The 21,003-nt window shown below is 55.7% G+C and carries 16 protein-coding genes, 1 tRNA gene and 1 pseudogene; 9 read left to right on the top strand and 9 right to left on the bottom strand.

What is annotated here, in order from left to right; genetic code table 11:
* Nucleotides 1-105: 105 nt before the first annotated feature.
* The 3 genes from HEQ18_RS05095 to HEQ18_RS05085 are packed head-to-tail and all read left to right on the top strand — an operon-like array spanning nt 106 to nt 3,327.
* Entirely contained in the window at nt 106-1,386 is a 1,281-nt protein-coding gene (locus HEQ18_RS05095; RefSeq protein WP_432815756.1) for an efflux RND transporter periplasmic adaptor subunit, read from the top strand.
* The gene (locus HEQ18_RS05090; protein WP_432815755.1) at nt 1,367-2,080 is read left to right on the top strand and encodes an ABC transporter ATP-binding protein; all 714 of its coding nucleotides are present in this window, start codon (nt 1,367-1,369) and stop codon (nt 2,078-2,080) included. Before HEQ18_RS05095 ends, HEQ18_RS05090 begins: the two co-directional genes overlap by 20 nt.
* The gene (locus HEQ18_RS05085) at nt 2,077-3,327 is read left to right on the top strand and encodes an ABC transporter permease (RefSeq protein ID WP_432815754.1); all 1,251 of its coding nucleotides are present in this window, start codon (nt 2,077-2,079) and stop codon (nt 3,325-3,327) included. Before HEQ18_RS05090 ends, HEQ18_RS05085 begins: the two co-directional genes overlap by 4 nt.
* Before the next feature lie 40 nt (nt 3,328-3,367).
* Here HEQ18_RS05085 and HEQ18_RS05080 read toward each other — a convergent pair whose 3' ends face one another.
* Nucleotides 3,368-4,984 (bottom strand): AbgT family transporter, encoded by a 1,617-nt coding sequence (locus tag HEQ18_RS05080; protein ID WP_432815753.1) that lies wholly within the window; start codon nt 4,982-4,984, stop codon nt 3,368-3,370.
* Nucleotides 4,985-5,299: 315 nt separating this feature from the next.
* Nucleotides 5,300-5,373 (bottom strand) — tRNA-Gln (locus HEQ18_RS05075).
* Between the two features lie 386 nt (nt 5,374-5,759).
* On the opposite strand from HEQ18_RS05075, the gene HEQ18_RS05070 reads away from it, so the two are divergent.
* The 3 genes from HEQ18_RS05070 (at nt 5,760) to HEQ18_RS05060 (ending at nt 8,277) form a co-directional block, all read left to right on the top strand.
* The gene (locus tag HEQ18_RS05070; protein WP_432815752.1) at nt 5,760-6,152 is read left to right on the top strand and encodes a helix-turn-helix domain-containing protein; all 393 of its coding nucleotides are present in this window, start codon (nt 5,760-5,762) and stop codon (nt 6,150-6,152) included.
* Nucleotides 6,153-6,402: 250 nt separating this feature from the next.
* Entirely contained in the window at nt 6,403-7,587 is a 1,185-nt protein-coding gene (locus tag HEQ18_RS05065; RefSeq protein WP_432815751.1) for a Ppx/GppA phosphatase family protein, read from the top strand.
* A gap of 3 nt (nt 7,588-7,590) precedes the next feature.
* Nucleotides 7,591-8,277: an RlmE family RNA methyltransferase gene (locus HEQ18_RS05060; protein WP_432815750.1), complete on the top strand. Its 687-nt coding sequence runs from the start codon at nt 7,591-7,593 to the stop codon at nt 8,275-8,277.
* Nucleotides 8,278-8,290: 13 nt separating this feature from the next.
* On the opposite strand, the gene HEQ18_RS05055 is transcribed toward HEQ18_RS05060, so the two are convergent.
* The 4 genes from HEQ18_RS05055 to HEQ18_RS05040 all read right to left on the bottom strand — a co-directional run bounded on the left by HEQ18_RS05055 (nt 8,291) and on the right by HEQ18_RS05040 (nt 13,776).
* Nucleotides 8,291-9,115, bottom strand: coding sequence for a DsbA family protein (locus HEQ18_RS05055; protein WP_397605934.1), 825 nt, complete (start codon nt 9,113-9,115; stop codon nt 8,291-8,293).
* A gap of 56 nt (nt 9,116-9,171) precedes the next feature.
* A complete protein-coding gene (locus HEQ18_RS05050) occupies nt 9,172-10,539 on the bottom strand; it encodes a M48 family metalloprotease (protein WP_432815749.1) in 1,368 nt (455 codons plus the stop codon).
* Between the two features lie 375 nt (nt 10,540-10,914).
* Complete coding sequence (locus HEQ18_RS05045) at nt 10,915-13,551, bottom strand: Rne/Rng family ribonuclease (protein ID WP_432815748.1); 2,637 nt, start codon at nt 13,549-13,551, stop codon at nt 10,915-10,917.
* Nucleotides 13,552-13,584: 33 nt separating this feature from the next.
* On the bottom strand, nt 13,585-13,776 hold the full coding sequence (locus HEQ18_RS05040) for a hypothetical protein (protein ID WP_397605937.1): 192 nt from the start codon (nt 13,774-13,776) through the stop codon (nt 13,585-13,587).
* A 519-nt stretch (nt 13,777-14,295) separates the two neighbouring features.
* Between HEQ18_RS05040 and HEQ18_RS05035 the strand changes: the two genes are divergently transcribed.
* Nucleotides 14,296-16,812: a penicillin-binding protein 1A gene (locus HEQ18_RS05035; RefSeq protein ID WP_432815747.1), complete on the top strand. Its 2,517-nt coding sequence runs from the start codon at nt 14,296-14,298 to the stop codon at nt 16,810-16,812.
* A gap of 34 nt (nt 16,813-16,846) precedes the next feature.
* Here the strand turns inward: HEQ18_RS05035 and HEQ18_RS05030 are convergent, their stop codons facing one another.
* The 3 genes and pseudogenes from HEQ18_RS05030 to HEQ18_RS05020 form a co-directional block, all read right to left on the bottom strand.
* On the bottom strand, nt 16,847-17,224 hold the full coding sequence (locus HEQ18_RS05030; protein WP_432815746.1) for an IS5 family transposase: 378 nt from the start codon (nt 17,222-17,224) through the stop codon (nt 16,847-16,849).
* 467 nt (nt 17,225-17,691) lie between these two features.
* On the bottom strand, nt 17,692-18,138 hold the full coding sequence (locus HEQ18_RS05025; protein WP_432815745.1) for an NfeD family protein: 447 nt from the start codon (nt 18,136-18,138) through the stop codon (nt 17,692-17,694).
* Between the two features lie 102 nt (nt 18,139-18,240).
* Nucleotides 18,241-19,156 (bottom strand): annotated as a pseudogene (locus tag HEQ18_RS05020) (SPFH domain-containing protein).
* On the opposite strand from HEQ18_RS05020, the gene HEQ18_RS05015 reads away from it, so the two are divergent.
* Both HEQ18_RS05015 and HEQ18_RS05010 read left to right on the top strand, forming a co-directional pair.
* Complete coding sequence (locus HEQ18_RS05015; protein WP_432815744.1) at nt 19,155-19,385, top strand: hypothetical protein; 231 nt, start codon at nt 19,155-19,157, stop codon at nt 19,383-19,385. The pseudogene HEQ18_RS05020 and the gene HEQ18_RS05015 sit on opposite strands and share 2 nt — an antisense overlap.
* Nucleotides 19,386-19,476: 91 nt before the next feature.
* Nucleotides 19,477-20,961 carry a M28 family peptidase gene (locus tag HEQ18_RS05010; RefSeq protein WP_432815743.1) on the top strand — a complete coding sequence of 495 codons (1,485 nt, stop codon included), beginning with the start codon at nt 19,477-19,479 and terminating at the stop codon, nt 20,959-20,961.
* Nucleotides 20,962-21,003: the final 42 nt, after the last annotated feature.

The raw sequence follows: 21,003 nt of genomic DNA, 5'->3' as shown, positions 1-21,003 counted from the left end.
GTTTGCGAAAAGCGTATCATAACCCCGCCGCCCCACATAACCGCTAGCCAGCTTCCATAACGCAAGATACAGCGGGTGCGAACCAAAGGCACTGGGCGGGGTAATATGCTAACTACCTTCATTTCATGGACAAAACGCCATCCAATATGGTCGGTGTTGATTGCGCTGCTGCTGCTTTTTGTTGTGTACCGGACCGTTCGTCCGACGCCGCCGGATTATGCATATATCAGCGAGGCGGTCACGCGCGGCGATGTTATTCGCAAGGTTTCGGCCAGCGGTAAAGTGCGCGCCTTGAACACGATCAAGGTCGGTGCCGAAGTTTCGGGGCAGATCACCAAAGTCTATGTCGATTTCAATTCACGCGTGCGCAAGGGCCAAATATTGGCCGAAATTGACCCGACGCGGGTCCGCGCGCGGGTCGAACAGTCCGAGGCGCAGGTTGCCGTGGCGCGGGCCAATCTGCAACAGACCGCCGCCAATGTGGCGCGTGCGCGGGCCGATCTGGAAATTCAAGAACGCGATTTTGATAGGCAAAAGGCGCTGGCGGAACGCGGCTTTGTGTCAAAGGCGGGCCTTGATATCGCGCAAAGCAAGTTGAATAGCGCGCGCAACGCCGTGCAGGTCGCCCTGGCGCAAACGCAAAGCGGCGGTGCGCAGATCCGGCAGGGCAATGCCGAGCTGTCGTCGGCGACGCTTGACCTTAACCGCACACTCATCGTCGCGCCAGCGAGCGGGGTGATCATCAACAAATTGGTCGAACCGGGCACAACGGTTGCGGCAAGTTTTCAGACGCCGAACCTGTTCGAAATCGCGGCAGATACGACGAAGATGCAGGTGGAGGCATCGGTCGATGAAGCGGATATTGGGCAAATTCGCGCAGGGCAGATGGTCAGCTTCACCGTCGATAGCTATCCCGATGATGTGTTCAAGGCCAAGGTCCGGCAAGTGCGGCAAGCGCCCGTAGAGGCGCAAAATGTCGTCAGCTACCTCGTGATTATTGACGTGGATAATGTGAATGGAAAGCTGCTTCCCGGTATGACCGCCAATGTTGAAATCATCACCGATGTCCGAACCAATGTCACGCGGGTTCCCTCTAACGCGATGCGGTTTCGCCCGCGCTTGGCCGACCGGCCAACATCTGCGGCAGAAAAGGCGGCTGCGTCGACTGGCAAAAAGGCAATCGTCCCTCCCAAAGTATATCTGGTTGGCGACGATGCGTACCGGCCTGTGCGCAGAGTTATCCGGACGGGGTTGCAGGGTGAGGAATATACCGAGGTTATTTCGGGCATAAAGGCCGGTGACAAGGTGCTGGTGCGGACAAAATCGCTGAAACCAAAGAAAGAGAGCGACGAAAGCGCGGATGAAGATGACAACGCCGCTAATTGAAACGCATGATTTGGTGAAGGATTATGCGATTGGCGGCGAAATTGTCCATGCGGTGAACAATGTCTCGCTGTCCATTTCGCGTGGCGAATTCGTTGCGATCATGGGCGCAAGCGGGTCAGGCAAATCGACGTTCATGAACATGATCGGGTGCCTGGATATTCCGACATCAGGCACGTTGTTGTTGGACGGCATCGACACCAAAACGCTGAATAGCGACGCGCTGGCCGAAATACGCAACCGCAAGATAGGCTTCGTGTTTCAGCAATTCAATCTGCTCGCGCGGACCAGCGCGCTCGATAATGTTGCGGTGCCGCTTATCTATGCGGGGGTTGGCTATGCCGAGCGGCGCGCGCGCGCGCAGGACAGGCTGGAGGCCATGGGCCTTGCCAACCGCCTACAGAATACGCCTGCGAAGCTTTCGGGTGGGCAGCAACAGCGTGTGGCCATCGCGCGGGCTTTGGTCACAGACCCGCTGATGCTGCTGGCCGACGAGCCGACGGGCGCATTGGATACCCAAACATCCTTGGACATTATGGGCATTTTCCAGAAGTTGAATGATGAAGGCATTACTGTTGTGGTTGTCACGCACGAACCCGATATCGCCGAATATGCCGCGCGTCGGATTGTCTTTCGCGACGGACAGGTGATACAGGATGCGGCGGTGAAGTCGCGACGCAGGGCCAGCGCGGCATGAGGGACTTGATCGGGTCGCTTGCCGGTTGGGGCGTGAATGTCGCGATTGCGCTGACGGCGCTGCGTACCAATTTGATGCGTTCAATTTTGACCACTTTGGGCGTGATGATTGGCGTATTCTCGGTCATATTGGCCGTTGCAGTCGGGAACGGCGCGCAGGTTTCGGTGTCGCAGCAAATTGCGACCCTGGGGTCGAACATGGCGATCGTGGTGCCGCAACCCGATAGCGGCAGTGGCCCCCCACGGCCAAGTGATCGCGGCAGATTGACCGAGCGGGATGGCCAGGCCATCCTGCGCGAGGTATCGGGCGTCAGCACGGTGGCCCCACAAATCCGCAACAGTGTGCAGATTGTTGCGCCGGGACGCAGCGCAACGACGCAAGCGACCGGCGCGACCCCACAATATGGCGTCGTGTCCAACATCACGGCATCCGAAGGCCGGTTTCTGACGCAAAGCGACATTGGTTCGGCGGCGCGCGTTGCCGTTATCGGCGAAACCGTGGCGAACAAGCTGTTCCCCGAAACAAATCCGATTGGTGAAACTGTTCGCATTAACCGGGTGCCCTTTACGGTCATCGGTCTTCTCGAAAGCAAGGGCAGCAATTTGGGTAATGATAATGACGACCAAATCGTCGTGCCGATAACGACGTTGCGCCAACGTTTATTGACCACCGCGTCACAGGGCCCCGACGATGTGACGTTGATCTTCGTCGGGTTTGAGGATGAAGATTCGCTGCTTGCGGGGCAAAAGGAAATAGAACGTTTGTTGCGCGACCGGTACCGCGTAGCGAAAGGCAAGATCAACCCGTTTACCGTCCGCACGACGACCGAAATTGCCGAAACCACAGGCGAAGTAACGCAGATATTTCAGGCTGTGCTTGTCGCCATTGCATCGATTTCGCTGCTGGTCGGCGGAATTGGTATCATGAACATCATGTTGGTCAGTGTGACGGAACGCACCCGTGAAATTGGGCTGCGCATGGCATTGGGTGCAAAGCGCAGTGATATTCGCAACCAGTTTCTGGTGGAGGCGGCTGTGTTGTGCGTGATCGGCGGCGCAATTGGGCTGTCGCTAGCGATATTGGCCGCCTCGATTTTCGAACGCGTGGCCGAATTCCCCGCGCCAATTGGCCTTGATACGGCGATCATGGCGGTCGCGTTTTCCGCCATTATCGGCCTAGTTTTCGGCGGCTATCCCGCCATCCGGGCATCGCGGCTCTCGCCGATTGAGGCGTTGAGAAGCGAATAGCGGGCACCACAAGCCTCATGCTTGTCCTCAAGTCATAAGGTCAGCGCGTCGGCAGATACACAGGAGCCGACGGACCCAACGGAACTTCTGCCGCAACCCAAACCCCCACAAGCGCCATGCCAATCAGCAACAATCCGACCGAGTAAGGGATCATCGTGGCGGCGAGGCTTCCGATGCCGAAGTCCTTTACCCAGCGTTGGCAAAACACAAGAATGAGCGGGAAATAGACCATTAACGGCGTGATGATATTCGTCGCCCCGTCGCCGACCCGATAGGCCGCCGTCGTCATTTCGGCGCTGACGCCCAACAGCATCAACATGGGGACAAGAACGGGTGCCAATAGCGCCCATTTGGCACTGGCCGACCCGATAAACAGGTTTAGCGCAGCCGTGAATAATACCACAAGAATGAGCAAAAGCGGGGCAGGCAATGCCAATGCGCTAAGCCCGTCCGCCCCATGGACAGCGGTGATAAGGCCAAGATTTGACCAACCAAACATGGCTACGAAATGCGAAATTGCGAAAGCAAGAACCAGGAAATAGGCCATATCCGCCATCGAGTCTGACATCATGCGGACAAGGTCGCGGTGGTTTTTGATGATACCTGTGGCGCGGCCATAAGCCCAACCAGCCAGCAGAAAAAGTATCATGAATCCAGCGACAAGCGATTGATAAAATGGCGTAAGCTGCGCCTCTGGTGTTGCGGTTTCATCGATCAATGGCGTATCTGGGCCAAGCGTCATAAGTAGCCACAGCGCAACGACCCCTAAGCTTGCCAGACCTGCATGACGCAGCCCCTTTCGTTGGTCAGAAGAAAGTGGCTGGCTAATCTCGGCTTCAGAAACGCCCTCGGCATCGACTGTTGCTGTTGTTGTCATGCCCGCCGCAATGGCTTGCGTGCCTTCGGGCCGATATGCGCCAAGGCGTGGCTCGACCATTTTGTCGGTGACATACCAAATCACAGGTAAGAAAACGACCGTCATGCCGATAATGAAATACCAATTTCCGGCGATATTCGCCTGCCAATCGGGAAACACCGTATTGGCCGCCGACTGCGTTATCCCGAACAATAACGCGTCGAGTTGTCCCGGAAACAGATTTGCGGAAAAGCCCCCTGAAACACCCGCAAAGGCGGCTGCTATCCCGGCAATGGGGTGACGCCCGGCGGCGGCGTAGATGACCCCGGCCAAGGGAATGAGAACCACATAGGCCGCGTCTGCCGCCAAATTGCCCATCATCGCGACCAAGGCGACGATCGGTGTCAACAGATATGTCGGAGCATTTGCAACACCAGCCCGCATCGCTGCGCCGAACAGTCCCGATTTTTCGGCCACACCAGCGCCCAACATGACGACCAAGACATATCCGAGCGGATGAAATCCCGTAAAGGTCTTGGGCATTTCAACCCATAATTTGCGAATATTTTCGGCCGACAGCAGGCTGGTTGCGGCTACGATCCGGTTCGCGCCGGTCTCCGGGTCGATTTCCGTTGGATGTACCGCCGACCAATTCATCGCAGCGCCGAACACCGATAGCAATATGAGGCCAGCGACCAGATACAGAAACAGGAATACAGGATCGGGCAACTTGTTGCCGCCCCGTTCGATCCAGCTCAGAAATTTACTGTTTTTTAATAGGTTCCCTGCATCCGCATGCATAACATCGGCTCCCTCAATGCTACCCCCAGCATAGATGTAACATTATTACGCCGACTGACAAGGGGCTTATGGCGGTCGAACGGTAGGTATCTGTTTGGGCTGGGGGCGTGACTGATTGCTGGATGCCCCCTTGCGGTATTTGGCCGCGCCCAGCTTGATGAAAAGCATATAAACGTGAATTTAGCGGCAATGGGCCTATCAACGTAATCAAAGATGGAATTTCTGGGATAACGCGCCTGACGCTGTGATTCCCTTTTCCTCCGGTGTCGCTAAGCGGGAACCGCACGCTAACACGCATATATAAATGCTTTAACATGGTTCCCCGGTAAGGATTCGAACCTCAATAGACGGAGTCAGAGTCCGTAGTCTTACCGTTAGACGACCGGGGAAGAATGAAGGCCCTTAAACGTCGGATTTTTGCGGGTCAACAGCGTAATGTGCGACGCCGTGCGACGATTTCGCCGTCGCACGTGCGACGATCGACCCAAAACGCTCAAAAGTCACACGGCGGTGGATTAAACAAATGTTTTTCCCATCTAATATTTAAATGTCGTCTAATCGGTGTCGATTAAACCTCAAAGGACGTGCATCCCCGAAGTCATGTGCGGTTACGTTTAGATTCATGATATGTTCTATTATGAACATATGACCCCACAACAGTCCGTATTTGTCCATGTTGCGCTTGAATTTCGCAGAGGCGTAAAATTGACATTTCGATAGCGCGTCCTTATTACGGCTCTGAGACGCGACCCTGGTCATACCAAGAAGCCCTTCCATGCCACGTAAGACCTTACCCGAATATCCGAACCGTGTGCGCTTTTGGCGTGACCAGGCCCGATTGAAACAAGAAGACCTTGGAAAGCTCGTTGGCCTAAGCAAGGTGCAGATTTCTCGCATCGAAATTGGACAGCGCGACCTTAACTTTGGTTATGCGCGGCGGATTGCGGCGGCTTTGGGCGTTACAACCGCTGAACTATTGAACGAATTGGATAATCCAGTTGCAGCCGATCCGACTCTGCACGAGATAAATAAGAATTACCGACTGGCGACAGACGAAGGCCGCTACACGATTTCTGTCGTCGCCGAGAGCAGCGCTAAATACCAAGCTGAAAGACAAATCCATGACGCTATATCGCGCGTTACGCTGTGCGACGAAGAGCTTAATTAGCCGCAAACTCGCGTAAGTTTTGCGCTATAAGTCATTGATATATATAACACAACGAATAATGCACCGTTAGACGACCGGGGAGCAGGGGGTGGGCGTATATGCCCGTGGCCATGTCCGGTCAACCCGCTGAATCGGGCGGTTGCGGGGGGCGTTCAAAAATCTTGAATCTTTGTCTCTCTGCGCGTAGCATTGGCGTCAGGTAACGGCGGCACATCCGCCCGGATAGAAAATAAGAAGTGAGTTATCGGCCATGGGCGAAAATGTCGCGCCATCGCCGCAAAAAGGACGCGGACGAAAACGTAAGAAACCGTCCCGTCACAAAAATGCGGCACCCAAGGCTGCAACGCTGCAGCAGGCTTCGGCCCATGGCGCAGCGCGTCCCGACACCCCGAAGATTGCGACTTCGGCCAGCAACAGCAGGCCGCAGGGTGACAAGGTTGCGTTGCGCCGAAATTGGCTTGAACGCACAGCCTATGCGGCGCTTGACCTTGGCACCAACAATTGCCGGTTGCTGATCGCGCGGGCTGGTGGCGACGATTTTACGGTTGTGGATGCGTTTTCGCGTGTTGTGAGGCTGGGCGAGGGGATGACCGCCACTGGTCGCATGAGCGAGGAGGCCATGGACCGTGCGGTTGAAGCGCTAACCGTTTGTGCCGAAAAGCTGAAAAAACGCAACGTGGTGCTTGCCCGCTCTGTTGCGACAGAGGCCTGCCGTCAAGCGGAGAACGGGGTACAGTTTATCGAACGGGTGAAGCGAGAGACTGGCATCCACCTCGACATCATCAGTCCAAAGGAAGAAGCGCGGCTGGCGGTTATGGGCTGCTACGCTCTTTTGGAAGATGGCGACGGACCAGCGTTGATTTTTGATATTGGCGGTGGGTCAACCGAGCTGGTGCTTGTGTCGACAAGCAATGTGATTCCTGAAATTCTCGATTGGGTGAGCGTGCCTTGGGGCGTCGTCTCGCTTACCGAAAGTGAACGCAGTGTGGGCGACAGTCCGGAACAATTAAGGGCGAGCTACCAATCCATGCGCGACAAAGTCAGAACCAGCTTTGCCGACTTTGCAGCCCGCTTGCCCGAAGAAGGTGGCGACCGCCGCCTGTTGGGGACATCAGGGACTGTCACAACGCTCGCCAGCGTCTATCTGAAGCTTAACAGCTATGACCGGCGGGCCGTAGACGGTTTGCATCTCCCGACGTCTGCCATGCGCGATATCAGCCGCGAGCTGGCACATCGCAACATTGCCGGACGCGCAGAGTTTCCGACCATTGGCCATGATCGGGCCGATTTGGTGGTGGCCGGTTGTGCGATATTGGAATCCATTTTCGACATATGGCCTGGCGAACGGCTGGGTGTGGCAGATCGCGGCATTCGCGAAGGTATATTGCGTGCGCTGATGGCCAGCGACGCAAAGCGCCGCAATCGGCAGAATTGAGATATGGCAGATAATCTTTTCGGTGGTAAGAATTCGGGCCGGACACTGGCTGGTAAGCAGAAAGTCAAGACTGCAAAGCGGCGGACGGCCGGGTCGACCCGTTGGCTTGAGCGGCAGTTGAATGACCCTTATGTGAAGCGCGCGCATGGCGAAGGCTATCGCAGCCGTGCGGCCTATAAGCTGGTTGAGCTCGATGAAAAATTTCATATTTTGCGCGGCAAAAAGGCGGTCGTCGATTTGGGCGTCGCACCCGGCGGATGGGCCCAAGTGGTGCGCCGCCAGCAACCAAAGGCGGCAATTGTCGGTATTGATCTATTACCCGTTGACCCGATTGAGGGCGTTATCCTAATTGAGATGGACTTCATGCATGATAGCGCGCCAGACCGGTTGATCGCCGAACTTGGTAGTGCGCCGGACCTGATTTTGTCCGACATGGCGGCCAACACGGTCGGGCATAAACAGACCGACCATTTGCGCACCATGGGCCTGGTTGAGGCAGCGGTGGATTTTGCGGTCAAGGTCCTGATGCCTGGTGGTGATTTTGTTGCGAAGGTGTTTGCAGGTGGCACCGATCCAGCGATGCTAAGTATTCTTAAAACGAACTTTAACACGGTCAAACACGCAAAGCCGCCAGCAAGCCGCAAGGGATCAGTAGAATGGTATGTGATTGCGCAAGGTAAAAAGGGCTAGGTCCTGACCCTAATCAGCCCTTTTGCCGGGCCTTTTCAACCGCGCGTTTTAGGGCATCATAGCCCAAGGCGCCTTCCAATATCTGGTCACCGATAATGAATGTGGGCGTGCCGTTGAAGCCGATTTGCTGCATAAGCGCCAAGTTGCGTTCTATCTCCTGGTTTGCTTGCGGTGAGGCGGCGAAGGCGCGGGCGGCGGCCATATCAAGCCCTGCCTTGCGCGCCGCGGCAGCCATATTTGCTGCATCAGCGCGGCCACCTGCGAACAATGCATCATGAAATGCCTTGTGCTTGCCTTGGCGCGCGGCCGCAAGCGCCAATAAGGCAGCGTCCCGACTGAATTGGCTGAGGATCGGCAATTCGCGATAGACCAAGCGGATATTGCCATCGCTTTTTAACAGGCGTTGGACATCGGGCACGCTTGCGCGGCAGAAACCGCAATTATAGTCGGTAAATTCGACAATCGTTACGTCGCCCTTGGGGTTTCCGGCCTCGGCTCCGGGGAAGGGCTTCGCGATGTCACTTCCCACTGCGGATAAACGTTCTGTGACTTCGCGCTGCTGCAAAATGGCGACGGCGTCGGTGATGATTTCCGGATTTTGAAGGATATAGGCCCTCACCAATGCTTCGGTCGCCTTGCGGTCAGCGGGCGACATGCCAGCCGCAGCAACAGCATCTTCGGCAGATTTAGCTGCGTCTTCGGCGACAGGTGTAGCATCAGAAGGGCGAACCGCGACGGCGCTTGGCCAGAAAATATAGGCCGCCAAAGCAAGCAAGATGGCTAATCCCATAACAACGGTTGCGATGATAATCCGGCGAGTTGGCGCGTGTTCGTTCATGGACGCTGATTAGCCGAGCCACATAGATTGTGCCAGCAATTTAGGTGGTCCTGACCCTAGCGGCGGCTTTTCTTTAGCTGCGCAAGCTTTGCTTCGGCCACCATATTGATATCCTGCGCACGGATCCAATCGGGCGAGTATTCCGGCAACCCAGCCATTGCGGTTTGCGCATTGGACAAAGCAAATTGCGGCACGCCCTCCATCATATAGCGTTCTGCGCTGGCGAGTGCGGCGCGCGCCGTATCCCCTTTTTGTGCATAGACGACTCCAAGTTGATACCATGCAAACGGGTTTTGATTGTCTTTGGCCACTGCGGCTTTCAACACCTGCGCAGCTTCATCAAGCTGCGTTTTATCTTCCGTTGCGATCAAAGCATGTCCAAATATTGCGGCGATTAATGGTTGGTTGCCGGTCAGGTTTACCGCTTTGCGCAACGGCGCAATCGCATCGGCAGGACGCCCCGATTCCAGCAATATCTGCCCATGTAGTTCGAGGAAATAGGGATCTTCGGGTGCTGAGGCGACAAGCGCGGATGATTCATCCAGCGCCTTTTGCGGATAAGCGGACTTGTGCCAAGCATAAGCCCGCGCATAGCGGGCGGGCACCGATTTGTCGGACTCAGGATAATCACGCATCGTGGCTGTGGGGTCGGCGAGATAGCCGGTCAATTTTGCTTTAACGCGTTTGAAATCACTTTCCCATTTGGGGTTTAGCGGCGCGTTCCACGCAGGGTCGGCTGAATATGTGTCCTCCAGCACCGAAATACGCTCACCGGATAATGGGTGCGTGCGGCCGTAGCTGTCCTCTTGCGGGATACCGAGGCGGAATTCGAAATTCTGTAGCTTTTTGAAAAAGTTGATCGAACCGCGGCCTGATATCCCTGCCTTGGACAGATATTGTGCACCCGACGCATCGGCTGTGCCCTCTTGTGCGCGGCTATAGGCCAAGAATTTGCCCATCGCGGCCTGTTGCCCCGCCGACAAAATGCCCATGCCTGCTTCGCCTGCACCTGCGGCGATGGCCGCTGCCGCCAGAATGAGGCTAGCGATGCTGATACCGCTCGCTACAGAGACGCCTTCGTTAAACCGCACAGCATGCCCGCCAACGACATGGCCAAGCTCATGCGCGATCACGCCTTGGACTTCATTTGCGGTAGTTGCGGCATCGATCAAGCCGCTATGGAGGTACACCGCCTGGCCGCCGGCAACAAAGGCGTTGATGGATTTGTCGTTGATCAGGATGATGTCGACATTTTTGGGGTCAAGCCCCGCTGCCTCAATCAAAGGTGCAGAAATCTCATCGAGAAAAGCCTCGGTCTCTGCATCGCGCAAAATAGACTGCGCCATGGCGGGACGCACAGATACTAAAACTGCAAGGAACAGGATGAATGCTGTCCGGACGGCACGAAACGTGAAATTACCCATATCTGATGAATGGCCCGAACTGTATGAACGCGCAATGAAGAAATTAGAAAAAACGAAGCCCCGCCAGTCATCGACCAGCGGGGCTATGTTGTTTTAACCAGATAGCTTCTTAGGGTCAGGAACACTTAAATGCACCTTCGCGGTTTGAGGCCATATTGTTCAGTGCAAGGCGGCAAAGCGCAGGGCTTAGTGGTTCTAAGTCCAAGCTTGCCAACGTGGCAATGGACAGTATGGGTCAAATCCGAAGGACGCCAAAATGGCTTCGACCTCGAAACAAAATGCCCTTGCAGGCAGAATAACTGCCTGCGGCGGACATTTTCCTTCGATATCTTAGCCATTTTGACGCCGCGAAGGTGGATTTAAGTGGTCCTGACCCTAGCCAAAGGTGCGTTGCCACCAACCAGTGCGAGGCGTGCCGTCATCAGGCGCATCGTCCGCTTGCGTTGATGCTACATCTTTTGCTGCATCTTTTGCGGCGGCTTTCTTGCGTGGGGCCTTGGCTTTGGCCTTGGGTGCCTCGACAGCTTCTTCGGCTAAGGTTTCCGCAGCAGGCGGTGTTGCCTTTACCTTGGCGCGTGGCTTGGCGGGTGCCTTTACCTTTGCAGGAGCGGCTTCCTCAGCCGCTACAGGAGCGTTTATGGCTGGCGCGCCGGCTGTGGCTTCAACCTTGACGGCATCGGCTTTGGCGCGGCTACGGCGCTTTGGCTTGGCATCGGCGTCCTGCACAACGTCTGGGACTGCAGACGCTTCGGCTTCGGCAGGTGCTGACGTTTCAACACGTGCATCAACGCCCGTTTCCTGACGGTCACGACCTCTGCCAACACGACGTCCGCGACGTGCTTTTGGCTTGGCTTCCGCATCGGCTTCGGGGGCTTGAGCGATGTCATTGCCTTCGGAACGTTCCGCAACACCTTCATTTTCGCCCGCAACCGCATGTTCTACGTCAGGGCGGCCATCACGGTCGCGACCCTTGCCACCTCGGCGGCCACGGCGACGTTTGCGTTTACGACCTTCGCCGCCTTCGCCTTCTTCGCGTGGACTCTCTTCTCGGGCACGACGTGGCTCACGAGCGGTTTTCTCAGCTTCTGCAACTTCGTCGTCGAAATCTTCGATGTCGTCTTCAATGTCATCATCGTCGAGATCGATAATCGGCGGTAGTTCCACCGGACGCTCTGGACGCGGGCCAGAACTGGAAACAGCAAGCTTTGCGCCTTCGGTCTCCCCATTGGGCACTATCAATACGCGGACATGATAGCGATCTTCGATCGCCGCCAATTCGGCACGTTTGTTGTTGAGGCAATAGATGGTCGCCTCTTGGCTTGCTTGCAACACGATCTGGTTGCCTTGACCCTTTGCCGCTTCGTCTTCGATAAGGCGCAGTGCGGACAATGCGGCCGACGACGCGGTGCGGACAAGGCCAGTGCCTTCACAATGCGGACATTCGCGGGTCGATGCCTCCAGCACGCCAGTGCGCAGACGCTGACGGCTCATTTCCATCAGTCCAAAGCTGGAAATACGACCGACCTGAATGCGGGCGCGATCATGCTTCAACGCTTCTTTCATTGCACGCTCGACTTTGCGGGCGTTCGAATGATGCTCCATATCGATGAAGTCGATGACGACAAGGCCGGCCATATCGCGCAAGCGCAACTGACGGGCAATCTCGCGTGCCGCTTCCAAATTGGTTGAAAGCGCGGTTTGTTCGATGCCATGTTCTTTGGTCGAACGGCCTGAGTTGATGTCGATCGAGACCAATGCTTCGGTCGGGTTGATAACAATATAGCCGCCGGATTTTAACTGGACCACCGGTTGATACATCGCGTTCAACTGATCTTCGACATGATAGCGCTGGAACAAGGGAACTGGGTCGGCATAATGCTGCACTCGCTTTGCGTGGCTTGGCATGAGCAGCTTCATAAAGTCCTTGGCAGCCTTATACCCGTCAGGTCCTTCAACGAACACCTCATCAATATCTTTATTGTAGATATCGCGGATGGCACGTTTGATAAGATCGCTGTCGGTGTGGATCAGCATGGGCGCCGCACCGCGCAGCGTGCGTTCGCGGATTTCGTCCCACAGGCGCGCCAGATAATCAAAATCACGCTTGATTTCAGGCTTCGTCCGGGCAAGCCCGGCGGTCCGGATGATGCAACCCATTGTTGATGGCAACGTAAGATCGGAAATAATGGTCTTCAAACGTTTACGGTCGGCTGCGCTGTGGATTTTACGACTGATGCCACCGCCATGCGACGTGTTTGGCATCAAGACGCAATAGCGGCCTGCAAGGCTAAGATACGTCGTAAGCGCGGCACCCTTGTTGCCGCGTTCTTCCTTAACGACTTGAACGAGCAAAACCTGACGACGATGAATGACGTCCTGGATCTTGTACCGGCGGCGCAAGTTCATACGCTTTGCGCGGACTTCGTCGCTTGCCTTTGGCGCGCGGCCTTCGCCACTTCGGCCACCCCGTCCACGACGGCGACGGTTGTTGCGACCGTTATCGCCTTGCTGGTCACCACGTTCGTTCTCGTCCGAATCGTCGCCATTGCCGCCAAGGTCGGGTTCTTCACCCTCCGTCATGTCGATGGTGTCGATGCTATCATCGCTATCGACTTCGATAAGGTCGGTGACGTCGTCTTCACGTTCCGACGAACCTTGCATGATATCCGAAGGCTCGTCGCTTTCTTCTTCCTCCTGCTCACGCAGTGCGGCCTCTTCAGCGGCGGCCTCGGCTTCTTCGGCCAACAACCGGTCGCGGTCTTCCCGCGGGATCTGGTAATAATCGGGGTGAATTTCGGCAAACGCCAAAAATCCGTGGCGGTTGCCGCCATAATCGACGAAAGCCGCCTGAAGCGATGGTTCGACCCTGGTTACTTTTGCGAGGTAGATATTGCCTTTGAGCTGCTTGTGCTCGGCCGATTCAAAATCGAATTCCTCAATTTGGTTTCCTGTTACGACTGCGACCCGGGTTTCTTCCCGGTGACGCGCGTCGATAAGCATACGCGTTGTCATGTAATTTACTCCAGCGAGCACGGCAGCCGATTGTTAGCCGAAGGCCGCTCGCTTCATTGTTGGTACGTTGCCGAGCCGGACGCAAAGCGTTCCTGTCGGCAAAGCGATATGGTGGGAATGATAAAAATGCGTCTGCTGCTTGTGCATGGCGGGCGTGTATCGCGCGCGCTTGATTTCCAACCCATGCGCCATGCCCTGACCGGGCGGCGTTGGTGGAAATATCATGCCTCATGTAGCGTCAACCTGTTAAATTGCCGAGCGTAAACACCGAACGGCGGACTATTGGGGCATTCGTCAGAACTCCCTGTAGTTAATCGCTAGCACTCCCGCAGGTTGTCGGCAAGAGAATCCCGCGATTTAGGCCGTGAACGCATAATTATAGCCTTCGCGGTTTGGGACCATTTTGTTCAGTGCAAGGCGGCGAGGGTGATATTTATGCGTTCACGGCCTAGCTGGCAATAGCGGCGCACGGACCGTTATTTTTGACAACTTGATCGGCTGGGACAGCTATTTTCGTAGCATGTTTTGCCGCTTGAAATCGGTTATCTAAGCAATGCAGCGGATGTTCGCTTCCTGTCGTCGGCCACAGGACAGCGCAAGGTCGCACGGACGTTGTCCCAAGCCGTTCAGGTCCATTTCGCACGGCGGATTGAGCCATGTTAAAAGGGCCTATGGCCAAATTCGCGTCCATTTGCTGATTTACATTCTGGACCTGTCCGGCAAATCGGCTAGATAGGGGCCGCAATGGATACCCCGACCCCACCTGCCGAAGAGCCAGCAACGATCCGTTACCGGCTGAAACGTGACGCCGAAAGTTTCGTGACCCGCTGGCAGGGATATTGGCAAAGCAAGCGTTTTCGTTTGGCCACTTACGCTGCGGGTGCGCTGTTCGTTCTACTTTTGATATTCTGGGCGCTGTTCGCCCGTAATCTTCCCGATGCAGAGGCGCTGATCGAATATGAATCGCCGCTGCCAACGGTGGTGCGCGATGTCAACGGAGAGCCGTTTCACAGCTATGCCCGGGAACGTCGCGTTCAATTGGAATATGCGGATTTCCCGAAAACATTGGTACATGCCTATCTCGCGGCCGAAGACAAAACCTTTTTCAGCCATGGGGGGATTGACTATCCCGGAATCGCGTCAGCCATTTTCGACAATATTTTTAGCGACAAGCGGTCGCGTGGCGCTTCGACTATCACACAACAGGTTGCGAAAAACCTGCTGTTGACCAACGAATATAGTTACACCCGCAAGGTTAAGGAGGCGATCTTGGCCAAGCGCATTGAAAGCGCGCTGACCAAGCCTCAGATTTTGTCGCTCTACCTCAATGAAATCGCGCTTGGGCGCCAGTCATTCGGCGTCGAGGCTGCAGCGCAAGCCTATTTCGGAAAAAGCGTTGACAGGCTTTTACTGCATGAGATGGCCTTTCTGGCCATCTTGCCAAAGGCGCCGGAACGTTATGGGCGTGCCAAAAATGCTGATCTCGCGTTGTCCCGGCGTAATTGGGTGCTTGGCGAAATGCGCGCAAACGGATGGATTACCGATACGCAGCTTGCGACCGCTCGTGCCCAACCGCTTGGCCTTATGACGCAACGTGGCACCGGCTATAAAAATATTGGCGGTTATTTTGCAGAAGAAGTGCGTCGCCAGCTTATAGAAAAATTTGGCGAAACCGACGAAGCGGGCCCCTACAGCGTGTATTCAGGTGGACTTTGGGTCCGGTCATCAATGCACCCCCAACATCAACTTGCAGCGACCAAGGCGTTGCGTGACGGCTTGCTGCGCTACAATGCTGGCAAGGCTTGGAAAGCCAATTTGGGTACAATTGATGTCACCGATGACAAATGGCCATCCCGCTTTGCATCGACCAATATTGGCATCGATTATGCGAATTGGCGTGCTGGCGTTGCGCTTGGTAAAGGGCGCGTTGGATTTGCGGATGGTTCGACCGCGCGCCTCGATGGTGGCCCAGCCGCGATGAAGGCAGGTGACGTGATCGCTGTTGCGCCCAATGGCACGAACAGCTTCGTCGTCCGCAGCGTGCCAGAGGTCGGCGGCGGCATGGTTGTCCAAGACCCTTTCAACGGACGTGTGCTCGCGGTGCAAGGCGGCTTTGACAATCGTATTTCCAGCTTCAATCGCGCAACACAGGCACAGCGGCAGCCCGGATCAACCATCAAACCCTTTGTCTACGCAACCGCGCTCGACAATGGAATGACGCCGACGTCGATTATCGTCGATGGTCCCTATTGCGTCTGGCAAGGTGCGAACTTAGGCCAAAAATGCTTTCGCAATTTCACAGGTGGCGGGGCAGGGCCGCAAACCATGCGGTGGGGCCTCGAACAATCACGCAACCTGATGACGGTCCGAGCGGCAGCTGAATCGGGCATGGACAATGTGACCGACACTTTACGTGACATGTCGATTGGCGATTATCCTGATTATCTTTCCTACGCGCTAGGTGCAGGCGACACGACAGTGTTGAAGATGGTCAACGCCTATTCGATGCTGGTCAATCACGGACGTGAATTAAAGCCGACATTCATTGATTTTGCGCAAAATCGCAAAGGCAAGGTTATTTGGCCGGCCAAGTGGAAACCCTGCACGGGTTGCCGCGCGCCCGATTGGAATGGCAGGCCAATGCCGCGCTTCACACCTGCTGGCAAGCAAGTCATGGACCCCATCACGGCGTATCAAGTCGTGCATATGTTGGAAGGCGTGGTACAACGCGGCACCGCCGTCACATTGCGCGAACTTGACCGACCATTGTTCGGTAAAACCGGAACAACCACTGGCCCGACAAATGTCTGGTTCATCGGCGGATCGCCGAATTTGGTAGCTGGCCTCTATTTGGGCTTTGACCAACCGCGCAATATGGGTGGCTATGCGCAGGGAAGCTCACTTGCTGCGCCCATTTTCAAACAGTTCGCACGCACCGCGATGACCGATATGCCTAAGACACCGTTCATCGCGCCGGCCGGAACACGGCTTGTCCGCGTGGATCGCAGGAGTGGCAAGCGCGTTTATGGTGCCTGGCCGAGTGATGACCCGCTAAGCGCGGTTATCTGGGAGGCGTTCAAGGCCGAAACGGAGCCAAAGCGCTCTATCCGTCAGGAAGAACTGGCCGCGCGGGGCGACAAGCCAAAGAAAGCGACTGAAACGCAGTCTGATGGTGCTGCCGGCGCGGCCAACGCCCCAAGCGCAAGCGTCGGGACAAAGCGCGACCAAGAGTTTATCCAGCAAGAGGGCGGAATTTATTAGGCTGAGTGCCTAGGTGGCGGCATGAACCTTGGTATCAGGCCGCCTTTTGACCGTCGCAGCGCGTGAGCGTCAAACCGGTCTTCGGATTGATCGCTTTTTTTGAGGCACCGGCACTGTGCTGGTGGGCACGCTCGATTGTGCTGTCGACGAGGATGTATTCAAAGTCGGCGTCTTGGTTCAACACCTTGAAAAGACTCTCCCAAGCGCCGCGACGACACCAGCGGTTGAAGCGCTGGTAAACGGTGTGCCACCGACCAAACTCCTTCGGTAGAACCCGCCAATGCGCACCCGACCGGGCCAGCCACAAAATAGCTTCCACAAATTGCCGATTATCTCGCCCACTCCGTTCAGGGTCTGTCACCTTGCCCGGCAAATGCGGGGGTATCCGCTCCCAAACCGCGAAGGACGCCAAAATGGCTTCGATATTTTTGCAATTTTGACGCCTCGAAGGTGGATTTAAGTGGTCCTGACCCTAATGCGGTTGCGTGGCATATCGCGCGGCACGAAGTCTTTCTCCGTCACCCCGATCTTCGTCATTCTGAACTTGTTTCAGCATGATAAGCAACGGTTCTGCGTTGTCCTGAAACACGTTCGGGACGACGAGCGGATGGTGCATTCTGAACCAAGTGCCAGCCATTTCTTACACCGCTCATTCCGCCGAAACCCGCAGAAATGCTGACAAGTTCACACTGAAATCACACTTAAACGGCACTTCTGATAGGGCTGTATGCCTATAGAAAAATTGGTCACTGCGGGCAAAGATATGGCCAGCGACGCACCCGATATCACGATGTCAAAGAACCGCGTCCACGCCAAAAGGTGACAACGCGGCCGACTCTCTCAAAACAAATCCTACATTGCAAGTGCGGCAATATCCGCTCAGGTGCCCTCAACCAACAACACCGCGCCGTCCGCTCCGATGACGCGCACATTGGCCCCCATAGCCGCATCCATGCCGCGCGCGTTCCATACGCTGTCTCCGACCTTCACGCGGCCATGGCCGTTGGTGATGGGTTCAACCACGGTGACGATTTCGCCGGTCATGCGCGCGCCGCGATCATTCAGATTGACGTCGTCGGATTCAATGGGATTTTTCTGCAGAAATTTCTTGCCTGCAAAGACAGTAAGGACCGACAATGTGGCGAACATCGCGACTTGATAGGCAAGGGTGATCGGCAGGAAATAATCCAATATGCCGACAGTCAACGCGGCAAGGCCAAGCCACATCAGGAAGAAACCCGGTGCAACCATTTCGGCCACGCCAAGGATCAGCCCAAGCGATAGCCAGAACCAGTGCGTTGATATTGTGTCGAGCCATTCTGCCATATTATCACTCCTGCGCCTTCGGTGAATCATCATAACCGTTTGTCACGCCCGCGGGAATGACGAAATAGGGAAAGGCGGTGCATATCGCCGCCCCCTATGCGCTCATTGGTCCTTTGGAGCCAGCGCCTCTCTCGCTAATTCCCCAATGCCGCCAAGCGTGCCAATCAATTGCGTCGCCTCAACCGGGAACAATATGGTCTTGGCATTGGGCGATGTCGCAAACTGGCTGATCGCTTCGGTATATTTCTGGGCAATGAAGTAATTCAGCGCCTGCGTGCCTGATGACGCGATGGATTCGGACACCATGACGGTGGCTTTGGCTTCGGCCTCTGCTTCACGTTCGCGGGCTTCGGCATCGCGAAAGGCGGCTTCTTTACGGCCTTCCGCCTGTAGAATCTGGCTTTGCTTTTCACCCTCGGCGCGCAGGATTTCGGCGGCGCGCAGGCCTTCGGCCTCCAATATTTGCGCGCGCTTTTCGCGCTCCGCCTTCATCTGACGCGCCATGGCGTTGGAGATGTCGGCTGGCGGGCGAATGTCCTTCACCTCAACACGGGTGATCTTCACGCCCCACATGCTAGTGGCATGGTCAACCACCGAGAGCAGGCGACCGTTGATGTCGTCGCGTTTCGACAGGGTCTCGTCAAGGTCCATGCTGCCCAGTCACGGTCCGCAGGTTGGTCGTCGTAATCTGCATGATCGCGTTATACAGGTCAGATACCTCATAAGCGGCCTTAGCGGCATCGAGCACTTGGAAAAACACAACCGCATCGACGCCGACCATGGCGTTGTCCTTGGTAATGATCTCCTGCCCCGGAATGTCGAGCACTTGCTCCATAACATTCACCTTGCGGCCGACACGGTCGAAGAACGGGATGATGATGGTGAGACCCGGCTGCGCCGCATAAGTGTAGCGACCGAACCGTTCGATGGTGTAGACAAAACCTTGTTGCACCACAGTTACGCCCATCATCACAAAGATGATGACGATCAAGGCCAATAGGCCGAAGAAATATTCCATGAAAATCCTCCCGTTTGCCGAACCACAGATTGTGTTGGATTATGCGGGCGTTGCAAGCAAAATCGGACATTGGCGGAAGCATTTACCACATTTTACACTATCGCATTCTGCCGCACTCGACCGAGTCACAAAATCTGTCGCCCAGGGCGACGGGTTGGCGCATGCCGAAAGGCGGTCGCAAAAATTGCGGCGAGTTGAGGCGCGCGATGTTCAATTAAGGCTCGCATGAATGCATTGATGGATGTAGGGCGTTCAATTGACGACAGAACGTGCCCGACATGCGACGGGTGGTGTCGTGTCTTCGTCTGGAGCGAACCCTTATGCGTCTTGTCCATGCGCCAATTTTCCTCGGTCTGGTCGCCTTGGCGGCAAGCCCATCTTTTTCCAAGGCGGTGACAGAAGCCGATTTGCGCGGCCATATCGAGATACTCGCCAGCGATGCATTTGAAGGCCGCAAGCCTGGCACTGCGGGTGAGGCCAAGACGGTAAAATATATTGCCGAAGCATGGGCCAAGGCCGGACTGAAACCTGCGGCTGCCGACGGTAGCTGGTTTGACCCGGTGCCCCTCATTCAACGCGGGCAGGGCAGTTCTACTTATGCTTTCACGGCAAAGGGACGCAAATTGCGGATCGTTTCGGACGATATTGTTCTCATCGGTAAGCAAGCGGCCTATGCGCGCAGCAATTTGCCATTGATGTTCACCGGGTCAGGCGTGACCGCAAATGGTCAGGTCGCCGCTGATGTCAAAGGTAAGGCGGCGATAGTTCTATTTGGTGCCGAAAATGTGCCGGATAGCATGAAATCACCCCGAGCGCGGCGCGAAGCCTTGATCGCGGCGGGTGCAGAGGCGGTGATTTTTGTGGGGGATAGCCAAGGCAATTGGCCAACATTGCGCCGTCAGCTTTTGTCACGACCCATCGCGCTTGAGGCCCGGGAAAAGCGCGCAGCGTTGGAGGGCGCCATCAGCACGGAGTTCGTTGTCGGGCTGGTCACGGCGGCTGGGCAAGATTGGGACAAGTTGCGCGCCAACGCAAAGCAGGCGGATTATGCGGGCGAAGCGCTTGGCATTGATGCAGATTTTGACGTAAAAACAGACCTTTATCGTTTCAACAGTTCAAATGTCATCGGCAAGATCGCTGGACGCAAGAAAAATAGCGGCGCGTTGTTGTTCATGGGGCACTGGGACCATCTGGGCATTTGTGCGCCAGAAGGCGCGCCCGACCGTATTTGTAATGGCGCCGTTGATAACGCCAGCGGCATTGCTGTGATGAACGAAGTTGCCGAAGCCTTGGCAAAGAAGAAGCATGACCGCGATATCTATTTTCTGGCGACCACAGCAGAGGAAAGCGGTTTGCTGGGCGCTTATGCCTTTGCCGATAAACCTGTGCTGCCTTTGGACCAGATCATATTGTCGTTAAATATCGACACGATTGCGATTGCACCGCGCGGGTCGAAGGTGGCGATTATTGGTCGGGGAACAACGCCGTTAGGTGCCGTGGTTGAAACCGTGGCAAAGAAGACGGGCCGTGCAATTGAAGAATCAAACGACGCCAATGCCTTCATTCAACGGCAGGACGGGTGGGCGCTGGCGCAAAAGGGTGTTCCTGCGTTGATGGTGGGCGGTTCATTCGCCGATTTGAACCTCTTGCAGAAATTTTTGGGTAGTGATTATCATGGTCCAAATGACGAGTTGACCGACAGCACCGAATTGGGCGGTGCAGCCGAAGATACCGATCTGCACATTGCGCTTGGCCGCCACTTTGCCGACACGCGAAAATATAAATCGAAGAAGGCTGGCGAATAAAAGGGTTACTGTTTACATGGGCCGCCACGAATCAAAGCTTAA

The sequence above is a fragment of the Sphingorhabdus sp. genome (assembly GCF_050921905.1).
GTDB lineage: Bacteria > Pseudomonadota > Alphaproteobacteria > Sphingomonadales > Sphingomonadaceae > Sphingorhabdus_B.
Note: the sequence above shows the minus strand (reverse complement) of the source record. Positions and strands in the feature narration are given on the sequence as shown.